The 15,638-nt window shown below is 64.2% G+C and carries 14 protein-coding genes; 11 read left to right on the forward strand and 3 right to left on the reverse strand.

Annotated features, from left to right (window positions below; translation table 11 throughout):
* Nucleotides 1–28 precede the first annotated feature (28 nt).
* Both VGN72_18360 and VGN72_18365 read left to right on the forward strand, forming a co-directional pair.
* Nucleotides 29–703: a hypothetical protein gene (locus tag VGN72_18360; protein HEV7301332.1), complete on the forward strand. Its 675-nt coding sequence runs from the start codon at nucleotides 29–31 to the stop codon at nucleotides 701–703.
* 99 nt (nucleotides 704–802) lie between these two features.
* Nucleotides 803–2,830: an MASE3 domain-containing protein gene (locus tag VGN72_18365; GenBank protein HEV7301333.1), complete on the forward strand. Its 2,028-nt coding sequence runs from the start codon at nucleotides 803–805 to the stop codon at nucleotides 2,828–2,830.
* A gap of 86 nt (nucleotides 2,831–2,916) precedes the next feature.
* Here VGN72_18365 and VGN72_18370 read toward each other — a convergent pair whose 3' ends face one another.
* A complete protein-coding gene (locus VGN72_18370) occupies nucleotides 2,917–4,161 on the reverse strand; it encodes a family 1 glycosylhydrolase (GenBank protein ID HEV7301334.1) in 1,245 nt (414 codons plus the stop codon).
* A gap of 196 nt (nucleotides 4,162–4,357) precedes the next feature.
* Between VGN72_18370 and VGN72_18375 the strand changes: the two genes are divergently transcribed.
* From VGN72_18375 to gltX, 3 genes are all read left to right on the forward strand, one after another.
* On the forward strand, nucleotides 4,358–5,059 hold the full coding sequence (locus VGN72_18375) for a phosphatidylserine decarboxylase (protein ID HEV7301335.1): 702 nt from the start codon (nucleotides 4,358–4,360) through the stop codon (nucleotides 5,057–5,059).
* A 356-nt stretch (nucleotides 5,060–5,415) separates the two neighbouring features.
* Entirely contained in the window at nucleotides 5,416–6,318 is a 903-nt protein-coding gene (gene pssA, locus VGN72_18380; protein HEV7301336.1) for a CDP-diacylglycerol--serine O-phosphatidyltransferase, read from the forward strand.
* An 810-nt stretch (nucleotides 6,319–7,128) separates the two neighbouring features.
* The gene (gene gltX / locus VGN72_18385) at nucleotides 7,129–8,769 is read left to right on the forward strand and encodes a glutamate--tRNA ligase (GenBank protein HEV7301337.1); all 1,641 of its coding nucleotides are present in this window, start codon (nucleotides 7,129–7,131) and stop codon (nucleotides 8,767–8,769) included.
* A gap of 135 nt (nucleotides 8,770–8,904) precedes the next feature.
* On the opposite strand, the gene smpB is transcribed toward gltX, so the two are convergent.
* Complete coding sequence (gene smpB, locus VGN72_18390; GenBank protein HEV7301338.1) at nucleotides 8,905–9,372, reverse strand: SsrA-binding protein SmpB; 468 nt, start codon at nucleotides 9,370–9,372, stop codon at nucleotides 8,905–8,907.
* A gap of 196 nt (nucleotides 9,373–9,568) precedes the next feature.
* Between smpB and VGN72_18395 the strand changes: the two genes are divergently transcribed.
* The 4 genes from VGN72_18395 to VGN72_18410 all read left to right on the forward strand — a co-directional run bounded on the left by VGN72_18395 (nucleotide 9,569) and on the right by VGN72_18410 (nucleotide 12,804).
* Nucleotides 9,569–10,369, forward strand: coding sequence for a hypothetical protein (locus tag VGN72_18395; GenBank protein ID HEV7301339.1), 801 nt, complete (start codon nucleotides 9,569–9,571; stop codon nucleotides 10,367–10,369).
* Between the two features lie 47 nt (nucleotides 10,370–10,416).
* Nucleotides 10,417–11,514 carry an RluA family pseudouridine synthase gene (locus VGN72_18400; protein ID HEV7301340.1) on the forward strand — a complete coding sequence of 366 codons (1,098 nt, stop codon included), beginning with the start codon at nucleotides 10,417–10,419 and terminating at the stop codon, nucleotides 11,512–11,514.
* A 180-nt stretch (nucleotides 11,515–11,694) separates the two neighbouring features.
* On the forward strand, nucleotides 11,695–11,982 hold the full coding sequence (locus VGN72_18405) for a twin-arginine translocase TatA/TatE family subunit (GenBank protein HEV7301341.1): 288 nt from the start codon (nucleotides 11,695–11,697) through the stop codon (nucleotides 11,980–11,982).
* A gap of 36 nt (nucleotides 11,983–12,018) precedes the next feature.
* Nucleotides 12,019–12,804, forward strand: coding sequence for a hypothetical protein (locus tag VGN72_18410; protein HEV7301342.1), 786 nt, complete (start codon nucleotides 12,019–12,021; stop codon nucleotides 12,802–12,804).
* A 74-nt stretch (nucleotides 12,805–12,878) separates the two neighbouring features.
* Here the strand turns inward: VGN72_18410 and VGN72_18415 are convergent, their stop codons facing one another.
* On the reverse strand, nucleotides 12,879–14,252 hold the full coding sequence (locus VGN72_18415; protein HEV7301343.1) for a hypothetical protein: 1,374 nt from the start codon (nucleotides 14,250–14,252) through the stop codon (nucleotides 12,879–12,881).
* A 692-nt stretch (nucleotides 14,253–14,944) separates the two neighbouring features.
* Between VGN72_18415 and VGN72_18420 the strand changes: the two genes are divergently transcribed.
* Together VGN72_18420 and VGN72_18425 are read left to right on the forward strand one after the other, a co-directional pair.
* Nucleotides 14,945–15,205 carry an AtpZ/AtpI family protein gene (locus VGN72_18420; GenBank protein ID HEV7301344.1) on the forward strand — a complete coding sequence of 87 codons (261 nt, stop codon included), beginning with the start codon at nucleotides 14,945–14,947 and terminating at the stop codon, nucleotides 15,203–15,205.
* 35 nt (nucleotides 15,206–15,240) lie between these two features.
* Entirely contained in the window at nucleotides 15,241–15,636 is a 396-nt protein-coding gene (locus VGN72_18425) for a hypothetical protein (protein ID HEV7301345.1), read from the forward strand.
* Nucleotides 15,637–15,638 lie beyond the last annotated feature (2 nt).

Here is a 15,638-nt window from a genome sequence, read left to right on the forward strand (position 1 = left end):
TTCCAGTGCGGCGGCGTTGAATGTGGGCATGACTACTTTCAAATCCTGCGGGGTGGGCTTCGCCGGGGCCCTTCTCGGCGCGTTCTTCGTCAACACGGTCGCATTCGCGCAGACGAAGCCGGCGGTCAACCTGACGACGCCAACCGAGGCAATGATCACGTTTGGCCGCGCCTCGTCTGCGGGCGACTGGGCAACGGTGGAAACTGCCGTGATCGGCACTGACGAACAGCGCGTGCAGACGAAGCAAATGCTGCGGGGCTTTAGGGGTCATATCAATCGTATGAGCGCGTACGACGCGCACTTTGGCGGAAACACTGCGGACACGATGGGTTTCACTGCCGCCAACGAAAAGATGCTGCGCGAGATGCCCGTTAAAATAGAGGGCGACGCGGCTTCCATCACCGTCAGAGATCCGGAGGCGAGGAAGGAAGTCCCTGCGATGAAGGTCGACTTCAAGAAGATTGATGGCGATTGGAAGCTCGACCTTGGATCGTACCTGCAGTACTCGCAGACGACGCGTGAGGCCGACGCCGCCCATACCGACCGGATCCTGACGATCATCGAACGCGCCAGCGAGGAGATCATCGCCGGGTTGGACGCCGGCGCGTACGCCTCGCGCGAGGAAGCGGAACGCGCGTTCGGCCAACTTTTTGCCGAGCGCTTCGCCACCGCCACCACTCAGCCCACGAAGATGACCGAATAACTTCCGCCGGTCCCGCGATCCGTTGTATTGCGCGGCGGGTAGATTTTGCTTTTGAAACTTGGCATTGGCGGTCGCGGCCTTACATTATGACGCATGGCGATGGAAGTTCCGCCCCATGCGAGCGTCGGCGACAGAGTGGCCGGCAAGACGTTGCGCCACCCGGCGTTGAAGCTCACGGCGCAGCTGGTGCTCGGGTTGTTGGGGGTGGCGGGGCTGTACGTCGCCAAGGCGCACAGCTACCTGTTGTTTCACGCGATCGTCGAGCTGTTCGGCATCGTGGTCGCCGGCTGCATCTTCGTCATCGCGTGGAACGGGCGCAAGCTGCACGCGAGCCATCCGATCACGCTATTGGGGGCGGCCTACCTGGCGATCGCCGTGCTCGACATGCTGCACATGCTCAGCTACCGGGGCATGGGTGTCTTTCCCAACATTGAAGCGAACGTCGCGACCCAGCTGTGGATCGGCTCGCGTATGGTGCTGACGGCCAGCCTGCTGCTGTTCGCGACCGTCCCCAATCGCCGGTCGTGGCCGCTGTGGACGCTGGGCGCGTACCTGGGCGTGACGGTCCTGCTGCTGCTCTCGATCTTCTACTGGCGCAGCTTCCCCGCGTGCTTCATCGATGGCCACGGTCTGACGCCCTTCAAGCGTGGGGCCGAGTACGCGTGCTGCGCGCTCATCGTCGTCGCAATGGTGCTGCTGCACCGCAGGCGGCACGAGTTCGACCGCCAGCTGATCATGCTGATGCAGTGGGCGATGGGCACGGGTGCCGCGGCGGGCCTGGCGTTCACGCTGTACAACGATCCCTACGCCATCTGGAACTGGACCGGGCACGTGCTGAAGGTCGTGTCGTACTTCCTGGCGTACGAGGCGATCATCGTCACCGCGTTCGACCGCCCGTACGCGCTGATGTTCCGCGACCTGTCTGAGAACGAACGGGCGCTGCGGGCGGCAACCGACGCGGCGCAGGCGGCCAACAGCGCTAAGGACCGGTTCCTGGCCGTGCTGTCGCACGAGCTGCGCACGCCGCTGGCGCCGGTGCTGCTGACGATCTCGAGCCTCGAACGGGACGAACGCCTGCCCCCCGACGCCCGGGCGGCGCTGGCGGTGGCGAGGCGGAACGTGGCGCTGGAGACGCACCTGATCGACGATCTGCTCGACCTGAACCGCGTTACCGCGGGCAAGCTGGTGCTGCAGTGGCAGCGGTTGGACCTGCATCGGGTGGTCTCCGATGCCGTTCAGCACGTCGCCGACGACGCGCGGGCCAAGGGCGTGACGATCGTCCTCCCGCCCGCCGACGCGGTCGCCGGCGCGATGCAGGGTGTGGTGGTGCAAGGCGACCCCACGCGCCTGCAGCAGGTGTTCTGGAACCTGCTGCGTAACGCCGTGAAGTTCAGCAAGACGGACGGCACGATCACCGTGCGTTACGCGCGCGGCCGGTCCGGTGGCGGATCGATACGGGTGTCGATCACCGACGACGGCATCGGCATCGAGGCGGCGGCGTTGGAGCGGATCTTCCGCGTGTTCGAACAGGGCAGCGCGGACGTCACGCGGGCCTTCGGCGGGTTGGGGTTGGGCCTGTCGGTCGCCCGCGCGATCGCCGAGCTGCATAGTGGCATGATCACGGCCACCAGCGACGGCCTGGACCGTGGCGCGACGTTCACCGTGGAACTGCCCTGCCACCCCGCCGCGGTCGACCGAACGCCGAACCAGCCTGTCGATGCTGCACCAACGTCTTCGACCGACGCCGCCCCAACACCCTTACAGAAGGGGCTGCGATTGCTCGTGGTGGAGGACCACGCCGACACCGCCCGTGCGCTGTCGCTGGTGTTGACGCGCCAGGGATACCACGTCCAGACCGCCGGCAACGCCGCTGAGGCGCGGTCGGCGGTCGCCAGCGGTGAACCGTTCGACCTGGTGTTAAGCGATCTGGGTTTGCCCGACGCCACGGGTTACGAGCTGATGGCCGAGCTGCGCCAACTGCACGGCCTGAGCGGCATCGCGATGAGCGGCTTCGGCATGGACGACGACATCCGCAAAAGCCGCGCCGCCGGCTTCGCCGACCACCTGACCAAGCCGGTCGCCATCGACCGCCTGCTCGACGCCATCCGCCGCCACGGCGGCGGCTAAGCGGCCGTGGGTGCTGGCGAAGGGAAGACGTTAAACCACAGAGGACACAGAGCACACAGAGAGCGGCGCATTGCGATGAACGATGCCTACGCCGTCAGGATGGGGAACTTGCTGCTGCTGATCGGCAGGTGCGAATACTCCTCAACCAAGCGACGATACTCCCTTGCGACCTTGCGTTGCTTGCGGGCAAGCGTGTACAGGCCGACGGGGTTCACGGTGCCGCGCATCTTGGTCAGGGCGCTGTCCCAGTCCTTCATGTCGACCAGGCCGAACCAGGTGAAGCCGACGATCGGCACGCCGTCCTCGCGCAGGCGCAACAGGTTCATCCATTCCTTCCACAGCCATTCCACCGCGTGCTTGGCGGCGCGGTTGGTCTCGGTGTGCATGACGGGCAGGCGATAGCGGTCGAAGTATTGCCTTGTGATGACGTAGTAGCCGTAGACGTCACCGGCGCCGATGCTGGTGCCGTTGGACCTTATCACGTGCTCGTTGGTGATATAGTAGTCGGTCCCCATGATGCAGTGGGTGCGCAGGTCGCGCACGTCGCGGAACCACATGTACTCGTCTGCGGTCATGCCGCTGGCGAGCAGGTAGCGGTACATCGTCGCCGACACGTCGTGGCCGAAGAGCAGGTCCAGCGACAGGAACCGCCGTTCGTTCATGAAGTGGGCCTGCATGACCGTGTCGGGGCTGCCGGGGTGAACGTACTCGGTGCTCTCGCTGTAGATGAAGATCGCGTCCGGCCGCAAGTCGAGGATTGCGCGCATCGCCAGCACGCTCGCCTTGCAGCAGTGCTTGATGTTGGTGACGAAGCCATGGTCGCTCATCAGCCGTTCGTTCCACCAGCCGTAGCTGGCGCTGAACAGGGCCGTCACGTAGATCTCGTTCACCGGCGTGTAATACCGCACCCACGGGTAATGCTCCGCGAACGCGTGCGCGTATTCCGCAAACCACAACGGCCACTCGGGGTTCTGAAAGTCCCCCATCCAGTCCGGCAGACCGAAGTGGCAGAGGTCGATGATCGGCACGATGCCCAGCCGGCGCATCTCGTTCATCACCGGGTCCAGCTCGCTCCAGTCGTACTTGCCCTGTTGCGCGCAGATCTTGTAGATCGGCGGCCCGTACCGCAGATAGCGCAGGCCCAGCTCGCGAACAAGCTTCAGGTCGGTCTTCCACAGCTCGTAATGCCCCGTGTCGCGCAGCTGGTCGACGCGCAGGTTGCCCTCGATCTTCGGGCACGAACACTCGATGCCCACGGCGAACATGAACCGCAACGTGTCGACGGGGTCGGCCGGGCGAATAGACGTCGTGCTGGATGGTTTGGCGGTCAAGCAATCCTCGGCAAATGCGTTGGCGGCCTCATCGGAACCGCATCACCCGCACCTTTTAACTTATGCCCCCGATAAGGGCAGCAGGGAAACGGGATAAAATTCGCGATCCGCGCCCTCCCCTTCGTTCGTTGACGCTTCACCGGCTAGGGCTTAGCCTGCTTGGATGATTCCTCTGACGCGCCATGGCTGGCGAGAAATGTTGATCGGCACCGTGGTTCTGGCGCTGACGGCCGCGGCGCTCGGGTTCGTCTGGTGGCCACTGGCGCTGATCGTCGTGCCGGTGCTCGTCTTCCTGTTCGCCTTCTTCCGCGACCCCGACCGGGCGGTGCCGGTCGAACAGATGGCCGTCGTCTCCCCCGCCGACGGCAAGGTGTCGGACATCACCGAAGTGGAAAACGACCCGATCATCGGCGGCCCGGCAGTCCGTATCGGCATCTTCCTCAGCGTCTTCAACGTCCACGTCAACCGCAGCCCGTGCGACGGCAAGGTGATCGACGTGCGCTACAAGACCGGCAAGTTCATCAACGCCTTAAAGCACGACGTGGTGTCGGATCAGAACGAGAGCAACACGATCGTGATGGCCGAGCCCAACGGCACCGAGCCGGTGGTGGTGGTGAAGCAGATCGTCGGACTCATTGCCCGGCGCATCATCTGCACGGTCAACGTGAACGACCAGGTCAAGCGCGGCGACCGCATCGGCATGATCAAGTTCGGCAGCCGCACGGAACTCACGATCTCCAAGAAGCTGCAACCGATGGTCAAGTGCAAGGTCGGCCAGACCGTGAAGGGCGTGGTCGACGTGCTGGCGATGCTCGGCGAGCCGATCCACACGACGATCCCTGCGAGCGACACCGGCACGGAAGGCGAGCCGATCGTCGGCAGGACGACACCGGCGTGATGGGATGAGGTTCGGGATTAGGCGTTTGGACGACAGCTGTGGATGAAACACTTGTCATCCTGAGCGGGACTTTATTGATGCGGTCGCGACCGCTTCACCGTGGCATGGGCGTCTCGCCCATGCGTGTGGATTGGAATGGGAATCAGTTTTTTTGGGCTGTTGCGCTGGCCACGCGGTCACAACGAATCGAGCGGCCTGACCTCACCACAAGCATGGGCGAGACGCCCATGCCACGGTCGGAGCAGACACGACGTACATCATCAACACCATCTCAGGATGACGAATCACGCTGGAGCGGTTTCCCTGATCCTTCCTAATCCTGTCCCTCCAACCTCCTCGCCGCGAAGGACGACCCCATGACCCCACTCCGCCCCCCCATCGATCGCGAGAAGCTCCGCCAGCACCGCCGTCGGCGGTTTCGCAGGCACGGGCGGCGGGCGTACGTGCGCAGCGTCTACTTCCTGCCCAGCCTCGCCACGCTCGGCAACGCCATCTGCGGCTTCGGCGCGATCTACGTCGCTGGCCTCTGGATCGACCGCGGCTCGACCGACCCGCTCACCCAGCGCTTCGCCTCGCACGCGTTCGAGTACGCCGTCTATTTGATCTTCCTGGCGATGGTGTTCGATGCGTTGGATGGCCGGCTCGCAAGACTGACGCGCCACACGACCGACTTCGGGGGCCAGCTCGACAGCCTCGCCGACGTCATCAGCTTCGGCGCCGCCCCGGCGTTCATCGCGCTGCAGGTCTTTAAGAGCGCCGACTTCGACGTCTCCTACCCCGTCAGCCGACTCATCTGGGCGATCGGCGCCCTATACCTTGCCTGCGCGGCGTTGCGCCTCGCCCGCTTCAACGTCTCCAACGAGCATGGCGAACAGCACCACTTCAGCTTCCTTGGCCTGCCCAGCCCCGGCGCGGGCGGCGCGGTGGCGGCGTTCGTGCTCATGGTCCAGCAGCTGCGCGTGGATGGTTTCACAACGCTGTACCACATCGGCGTCGGCATGCTGCCGCTGGTCGTGCTGGCGACGGGCCTGCTGATGGTCAGCGACATCCGGTACCCGCACGTCGTCAACCGCTACCTCCGCGGCCGGCGGTCGATCCCGCAGCTCATCATCGTCGTCGCCCTCATCCTGCTGCTCATCACCAAACCGCAGTACACGCTCGGCATCGGCCTGCTGATCTACAGCGTCTGGGGCGTGTGGTTATGGGCCTATGCGCGCATCGTGCGTCGGAAGATCGTGGAAACGCCTCCGGTGACCTGACCCACATCAACTCGTCATCCTGAGAGGGTGTCAAAGGACATGGTCGCGGTCGCCTGCTACCGTGGCATGGGCGTCTCGCCCATGCTCGTCGTGAGGCCAGGACGTTCTATTTGGGTCGGAGGCTCGGCCGGCGCGGCAGCCACCAATAGGGTTCCTCGTTCCAGTCCACACGCATGGGCGGGACGCCCATGCCACGGTCGGAGTGGACGCGGCATGGTTCTTTGACACCCTCTGAGGTACCCCGAAGGATCTCCCCCCGTATTCGCACACGGAAGAGAAGAGATCCTCCGGAGTACCTCAGGATGACGAACGCAGCCGCCGGGTGCCACGGGTCGCGGTACCCCAAGTCCTGTGTCTTCGTCCGCAGCAAAAGACGTGGGTCTGCCCGTACGCCGACCTGTGGCACTGGGCCTTGAAAGAAAACGGCGAGGCTTCTCGTTCAATGGGAGGGCGTGTCGTTTACTCTGAGGGTTGCACAGTAAACGAGAGGGCGTGTCGTTTACTGTGAAGGGCTCAGGGTAAATGGGAAGACCGCAGGGAAAATGAGCGGGCGTGAGAGTAAATGCGCGGGCGTCAGGGTAAATGGGAAGGCCGCAGGGAAAACGAGAGGGTCGCGCAGTAAACGAGAGGGCGTGAGGGTTACTCTGAGGGCGTGAGAGAAAACGAGAAAGCATTATTCGGACCTTCGCCGGGCAAGCCGATGTAGCGGGCGCGGGGCCGTGCCTTAGCGATGCGGCTAACACGCATGAATTTTCGCCCCGCCCCCATAGCGTTGATTCCCGCCCCGTTCGCCCGATAATCGCTCGCCTTATGAGCCAACCCGCCGTCGTCACCCGTTTCGCCCCGTCCCCCACTGGTTACCTGCACGTGGGCGGCGCCCGCACCGCGCTGTTCAACTGGCTGTTGGCCAAGCATTCGGGCGGGCAGTTTCTGCTGCGCATCGAAGACACCGACCTCGCCCGCAGCACCGACGACGCCACCCGGCAGTTGCTGGAAGACCTGAAGTGGCTCGGGTTGAACTGGGACAATGCCGAATTGGTTTATCAGTCCAAGCGGCTCGACGTTTACAACAAGCTGATCGATGGCCTCATCGAGAAGGGGCACGCCTACGAGGCCTGGGAGACGACCGAGGAACTGACGGCAATGCGCGACCAGGCCGCCCGGGCCAAGCGGCCGTTCCTGTATCGGCGGATGACCTACACCGCCGACCAGTTGGCGAAGTTTAAGGACGACGGCCGCAAGCCGGTCATCCGCTTCGTGATGCCCGTGAAGGAATATCGCTTCAAGGACGAGGGGCTTGGCAAAGAGGTCGTGCAGAGCCAGTACGAGAGCCAGGATTTCGTCATCCGAAAAACCGACGGCATGCCGACGTATCACTTCGGCGTGGTCGTCGACGATGCCGAGATGGGCATCACCCACATCCTGCGCGGCCAGGAACACCTGAAGAACACCTTCAATCACATCGCCCTGCAGGAGGCGCTGGGCTACGAGCGGCCAACGTATGCGCACCTGAGCGTGCTGCTGAACCCCGAGGACGGATCGAAGCTGTCGAAGCGCGACCGCGACAAGCGCATCCGCAAGCGCGCCACCGACTGGATGCGTTCCACGAAGCGGTCGCTAACCGACCTTGCCGCCGCCACAGGTTTGGGTGAAGCGCGTCTGAAGGAATGGATTGACGTCGACACCACGCAACTCAGCCTCGAGGAACAGCCGAACGTGATGCGCGTCGTCGGCCTGAAGGAGGCGGATTTGCCCGAGATCATGGTCCACGACTTCCGCAAGAACGGCTACGTGCCGGAGGTGCTGAACAACTTCCTGGCCCTGCTCGGCTGGAGCCCCGGCGGCGATCTGGAACAGATGTCGATCGACCAGATGGTCGAGAAGTTCGGCCTGGACCGGCTGATCTCGGCCAACTCGAAGTTCAACCGCGACAAGCTGAAATCCTTCAGCACCGACTACTTCGCCAAAGCATCGCCCGCACAGTTGATCGCGCACCTGCGCGACTACCTGAAGGTGAACCCCAACTCGCCGTTGAACAACGCCACCGACGAACAGCTTGCCAAGGTGCTGTCGATGAACGCCGGCTTTCACATCCTGAGCGAGGTGGACGAAAAGAGCGCCTTCCTGTTCACCGCCGACGACGCGATCGTGTACTCGCCCGATGCCGTCGAGAAGGTGTTGAAGAAAAACGAGCAACAGGGCCTGACCGCGTTGCGCGAGCTGCGCGACGTGCTGGTGGGCGCGGCCGACTGGACGAGCCACGACGCGCTGGAAGCGGTCGTCAAATCCTTCTGCGAAGCGAAGGCGCTGGGCCTGGGGAAGGTCGCCCAACCGCTCCGCGTCGCGTTAAGCGGCACGGCGGTCAGCCCGCCGATCTTTGACTGTCTGGCGTTCTTGGGGAAGGACAAGACGCTGGCGCGGATCGACCGCTGCGTGGCGCAGGTGGGATGACTCGATCCGGTCCCTCTCCCGGTACGCCGGGAGAGGCTAGGTGAGGGTGATTTCGAACTGCTGACGGTTCATGTCAATCGAAATCACCCTCACCCTAGCCCTCTCCCGGAGTACCGGGAGAGGGGGAGCAGAGGCTCACTGCCGATACGTCATCGCCCGGCGTAGCTCGCGGTCCTGTTCTTTCTTCTTGATCGTCGCGCGCTTGTCGAACTGCTGTTTGCCGCGGGCAACACCGATCTCGACCTTCGCCCGACCGTTCAAGAAGTAGACGGCCAGCGGCACGAGCGTGGTCCCCTTTACCTTCAGTTCATTTTCCAACCGCCGAAGCTCGCGCTTGTGGACCAGCAGCTTCCGCTCGCGCAGCGGCTCGTGGTGGGCGTTGCCGAGGCTGTAGGGATCGATGTGGGCGTTGTGCAGCACGAGTTGGCCGCGCTCGATGCGGGCGAAGGCCTCGTTGATCTGGGCCTTGCCGTAGCGCAGGGACTTCACCTCGCTGCCGAGCAGGACGATGCCGCACTCGACCTTCGCTTCGATGAAGAACTCGTGGAACGCCCGCTTGTTGTCAATGCGCGGCGAGAGGTTTTCCTTGCGCTTCCCGGCCATTGCGGCAATCATACGCCGTGACGGGTCCGTTGTCAGTGGTCCGTTGTCTGTGGTCGGTGGTCGGTGGTCGGCTGTGGCTGTCCGTGTCCCGAGGCTTATCTTCTACGACGGACCACGGGCCGCTCTTTTGCGTTGCCACCGGCGCACCGATACACTTCCGCGTCCTATGGAATCGGATCAGCCGCAGAAAGTGCAAGTGAAGCGAAGCGACGCCACCGCCGCCCCGGAGAAGTCCGGGTTGATGGTGTTCTGGGACAAGTACGCCAACCGCATCCTGATGGGGTTGACGTTCCTCGTCGTGCTTTACCTGCTGATCCAGTACCGCACCGGCGCCGAACGCCGCGCCACCGCCGCCAGTTGGGACAACCTGGCGGCCGCCCGGGAGAAGGTCGCGCAGTTCCGGTCGATGGAGGACATGATGCGCCTGCCGCCCGACCAGATCATGCGGGAGGCCGTCTCGCTGGAACAAAGTGCGGTGCCTGCGCTCGACGCGATTCTGGACGACGGCGGGCAGACGAAGCTGCACGCCCAGGCCTGGGTGACGCGTGGCGACTTGTTCTGGACGCTGGCGAACCTGCCGACGTTGCCCGCCGCCGCAACGCAGCCCGCGTTGCAGCCGAGCCGTACCCCCACCGAGTACCTGACGACCGCCGAGGCCGCCTACCAGAAGGCCGTGGACGCGACGGAAGACACCGTCAGCGCCCTGGCCGGTCGCTTCGGCCTGGCCGCGGTCGCCGAGAATCGTGGCAACTGGGACGAAGCGAAACAGCAGTACCAGGCGATCGTGAACGCGCCCGCGGTGCTGCCATCGATGAAGACGCTGGCGGAGAGCAGGCTGGCGCAGGTCGACGAGCTGCGCAAGCCGTTGTTTACGTCCCCCACCACGGCCCCCGCGACCGCGACGACCGTGCCGGCAGCGGCGGCATCTGCCACGACGCTACCCGCGGCCGCAGCGGCATCGCCCACCACGGCTCCGACCACCGCGCCGGCACCTTAAGTCGCCCGCGTTGAACTAACGCGCCCCACGTTCACCCCCCGCCCGCCATGGCCGCAACGGAAGACGATGATTCGACCGACGAAGCCCTCGACGGCATGATCGTCCCCGAAGGCGATGTCGAGGGCGACGCCGACTCGGACACGCTGCACTTTCGCTTCAACGCCACCAAGACGCAGACGCGCCGGATCGACCAGTTCCTGTCCGACCGGATGGTCCACCTGTCGCGCGCGATGGTCCAGCGGCTGATCGACGACGAACTGGTGAAGGTCAACGGCCGCCCCACCAAGGCCAGCTACAAGATCAAGTCCGGCGACGCCATCGAGATGTTCGCCCCGCCTGTGCCAGTGAGCGAACTGGTGCCCGAGGACATCCCGCTCGACATCGTCTACGAGGACGAACACTTCCTCGCGCTCAACAAGCAGGCAAACCTGATCGTCCACCCCGCGCGCGGCGTGTGGAAGGGCACGCTGGTGAACGGTCTCGTGCATTACGGCAAGAAGTGGAGCAGCCTGAACGGCAACTGGCGCCCGGGCATTCTACACCGGTTGGACAAGAACACCACCGGCGTCATGCTCGTCGCCAAATCGGACGAAGCCCACTGGCGGCTCGCGCGTCAATTCGAGAACCGCACCATCCAGAAGACCTATGTCGCCGTAGTACATGGCGTGCCGCAGTTCATCTCCGACATCATCGATTTGCCGATCGGCAAGGACAGCAAGGTGCGGGAAAAGCAGGCGGTGCGTAAGGTGGAATCGGGCGGCAAGGTCGCCACCACCCGCTACGAGGTGCAGGAGCGGTTCGAGCAGGTCGTGGACCACGAACTGATCGCCAGCGTACACGCCAGCGATAAAAAGCTGGCCGCCCCACCGGCGAGGTTCGCGTTCGTGAAGCTGTGGCCCAAGACGGGGCGAACGCACCAGTTGCGCGTGCACATGTCGGCGATCGGTTACCCGATGGTCGGCGACACGATGTACGGCGGCAGGACGTTCTCGGCCGATGATTTTGCCTTCACCCGACAGGCGTTACACGCGTTCGAGATTACATTCGTCCACCCCGTCACGCTGAATACGATGACCTTGTCGGCCCCGTTGCCCCCCGATATTCAGCAGTTGCTCGGGGCGTTGCGCGGGAACGTACAGACCTAAGTTGATGCCGGACCGACCCAAATAGCCGCCGGCTTGCCAATGGTCTTGTACGATTGACGAGAAGACCACCGGCAAGCCGGTGGCTATATGGGTAAGGACACTCCCTCGCTTTTCGGTTCGCAATTGGGTTCTGCCCGACTACAATGAAACGGCCTTCGTATTGCGAAAAGGATGATCATCATGCTCACGACAACATTGCCATTAGCCTTAGGCATGCCCGGGACAACCGAATGGATCTTCATCGCGGCCATCGCGCTGCTGATCTTCGGCAAACGCCTGCCCGAAGTGGGCCGGAGCATGGGCCGGGGCATCGTGGAGTTCAAGAAGGGCCTCGCCGGCGTCGAGGACGACGTGAAGGTCGGCATGGTCGACGCCCCGTCGCGCCCCGCGTTGCACGAGGGCGACGCGAAGTTCGACCCCTACACCGGCAAGCCGCTGAAGGCCGAGTCGACGTCGACGCAGAGCTAAGTTCGCCTTTCCATCGTGAATCGAAGGAGACACGACATGGTGCTCCCCATCCGCACGCGGCTTTCCGGAGCTTTGTTGGTGGCGGCTCTCGCGCCACTGTCGCCTGTCTACGCCGCCGACTCCGTTCGCCCCACCGCGACCGCCGCTCCAAACGCAACCACCGCCCGGCCCGCCGCGCCGACGCTGCGGCAGATCCTCAACGCGCGCATCCCCATGGTCCGGCTGGAAAACGCGCCGCTCACCGATGCCATCGACTTCATCCGCGACATCACGCAGGCCAACGTCAACGTGAACTGGAAGGCGCTTGAACTAGCCGGCATTTCACGTGACACCGCCATCAGCACCACGCTGCGCAACGTGCCGGTGAAGAAGGCGCTCTCAGTAATCCTGTCGCAGGCCGGCCCGGACAACACACTGGCGTTCTACAACGACGGCGACGTCCTCCAGATCACCACGCGCGAACTGGCCGACGCGCAGCAGGTCACCCGCATGTACTTCGTCGACGACATCCTCGTCGACGTCCCCGACTTCGCCGGCCCGCGGTTCAACCTGAGCAGCAAAAGCGGTTCGAGCGGTGGCAACGGTGGCGGTGGTGGGTCGGGCGGTGGCCTGATTGAAAGCGGCGGCAACGACGACCGCCAGAGCGTCGGCCGAACCAAGAGCGAGCGGGCCGACGCGCTGATCAAGCTGGTGACGCAGTTGATCCGCCCCGACGTCTGGGAACAGGCCGGCGGCACCGCCCGCATCAGCTACCTGCGCGGCCACCTCGTCATCACCGCCCCCCGCAGCGTCCACGAGGCCATTGGTGGGCCGATCAACTAGAGAGCGTAAAAAACGGTACGCCGGCATGGTCGCTTAAGCGACCATGCCGGCGTGACCCCTTCCCTTTGCTCCTCCTACTCGCTCGTCGCCACTCCCGTCGGCGTGCTGCCATCGGTGATGGTGATCGGTAGCGAACCCTCGGCCATCCGGTTGCTCTGGCGATCCACCACCGTCACCTTCAACACGTAACGGCCCGTCGTCAGCGTCGCGGGCAGGCGCAGCATCTTCACCACGAAAAAGTCGCTTCGGCGATTGCGCGAGTAATCGACCACGTTGGTCGTCTTGTCGCTCCAGACCGGCACGCCACTGTCGCGGTACAGGGTGGCCGAGTGGGAGAGCGTCGTCTCCCACTTTTTGCCGTCGGCCTTTTGCGAGCTGAAGTTGGCGACCTCGCAGTACAGGATGACCGACGCCTCACGGCCGCGCGCAAACTGCGCTGGCTCGATCGGGTCGTACACGCCAAACCCATCCACTTTACGGCAGAGTGCGATCGTCGGCACCGCCAGGTCGGCACCGGCGCGAAGGCGTTCGGACATGTCGACCAGCGGGCGGACCTTCTTCGACAGCAGCTGGTTGCCGTCGGTCTGCACCGACGTGCGGAAGTTGCTCAGCCCATCCATGACGGCCGCGATGACCTCGCGATCCTCGACCGGCAACGGCGACAACGCCGTCAGCTCCGGCACCGACTTGCCCTGCGTGAACTGCCGCAGCTGATAGTCCAGGTGGGCCGCCACGTCACGCGGGTTGTCGCCGATCCGCTGGGCGAAGACGTCCTCCGAGATCGCTGCGGGCGCCGCAATGGACGGGGAAGCCATCGACGAAGTCACCGGCGCAGCGGGCTCGGTGATCGCGAATTCCTGACCCTCCGGAACGACCATCGGACCGTCGTTAATCTGACCATCGAGAGAGATGCCCGCGTTGGCGGTCGATGTATCACCCCTGACCGGCACGGCGGCGGGTCGAAGGGGAATCGCAGGCAGCGGGGTCGGCCGGCTATCGACCGGCGCAGACACCGACGTGGCAGCGGCAATGGCGGGCCTGGGAGCGGCCGGCTCGGGGGCTGCAGGAGGGGTCGCGCCGTCGGCGGGCGCGGTCGGCGTCTTTGCTTCGCCGAACAGCTCCGCCCAATCGACCTTCGACGCTTCCGGCTCGGGCGTCTTGGCAGTGGCCCTAGATGACTCGGTGATCGCCTGTTCCATCTGCTGCGCATAACGCCGGGCCCGCTCGGCGACGGCATCACGCGACGCCGAGGCGTCAGCGTTTGCAGTGGCTGATGCAGGCTCAGCAGCCGAGGTGCCCGCGGCCGATTCGATCGTCACGGGCTGTTCCGGTTGCGGTGGAAAGCTCTCGACGGTGACGGCGTTCTGCTGGGTCGTGGCGGGCTTCGACGTGCTGCAGCCGTACAGACCGACAACGCAGGCGCCCATCAGGAGAAGGCGTGACTTCATGTTGGATCCATCCTTGGATTGACGCGTAGGCCCCGCATCCTGCAGTGGCCGCCGCTTTATCCTAGTATGTCGCGGTCACGTCGCAAGTTCGCTGAAGCGCCGAATTTGTGGGCGAGTGCGGTCGCAGATGAATTGAAGTGAGTAATGGGGACGACCTATCCGACGATTGTCATTCCGAGCGGAGCCTGAAGGCTAGCGGACAAAATCCCGGCGCGGATCAGGGAAATGTCATCCCGATGGGAGCCTTGGCGACCTGAGGGATCTCAAACCACGGACGGTTCTCGGCCTTGGGAGATCCCTCAGGTCGCCTGAGGCTCCCATCGGGATGACAAGTGCGCGAGGCGACAGGGTTTTGTCCGGTAGCCTTAAGGCGAGCGGACGAACCCAATGTCATCCCGAAGCGAGCGGTAGCGACCTGAGGGATCTCGAGTGTCAGAGCACCCCGCGACCGATCGAGATCCCTCTGGTCGGCAAGCCTCCCATCGGGATGACACTTGGGGCAATCGCGAAGGTGCCAGACTGCACGGGTGCCCTTACCCGGTCCGTCATACACTTTTCACCCCCTTCACGCTCCGGAACCTGTGAAACCACCCCCACCTAACTTGACCCTTTTCCACACCCTCGTTAACGTATGCCACGAAGTTTGTGACAAAAGGAACGAAGTCGGTTTCGACCCGTTCGGAGGGCGTGCGATGGCCGCGGAGAACGAGGGCTCGGGCCCGTCGAAGCGGCCGGTAGACGACGCCAGGCAGGCGCAGGGTTGGTACGCCCTTGCCGGCATTGGGTTTGAGTTCGTCGCTGCGGTGCTGCTGTTCGGTGGGATCGGTTGGTGGCTGGACGGCCACTTCGACACCTCACCGTGGCTGCTCATCGTGGGCGCCGGGCTCGGATTCACGGTTGGCCTGTGGATGATGGTGAAGGCGGCCAACCGCTCGTTCAAAAGCAAGTCGTGACGCAAGCGCCTCTCCCATCCACGTTTTCCGTCCCGATGGCTGCCCTGCAACTTGCAGGCGTGGTCTTCGGAACGATCGTGCTGACGGCGATCGCGCTGGCGGGCATCATCGTCGCGATGGACCGGCCCGACTGGTGGGCCCCGTTCACCGTGGCCACGGGCGTGATCGTCGTGGCGGCGGTGCTGTCGATCGTGCCGATCGTGCTGACGCTCGGCCGCGGGCCGGCGGCAAGTGCGATCGCCCATGTGATCGCGACCGGCGTGCGCGTGGTGGTCAGCCTGGGTGGGTGCTTCCTGATCGTGAAGATGCGCGGCCTGCCCCTGACGCCGACGCTGCTATTGATGGTGCCCTATTACTTGACAGTGCTGGCGGCCGAATCAACCATGCTGGCCCTGTTTATCCGCCGAGAGAGTTCGTCGAAGAGGGTTTGACA

This window comes from Tepidisphaeraceae bacterium, assembly GCA_035998445.1.
GTDB lineage: Bacteria > Planctomycetota > Phycisphaerae > Tepidisphaerales > Tepidisphaeraceae > DASYHQ01.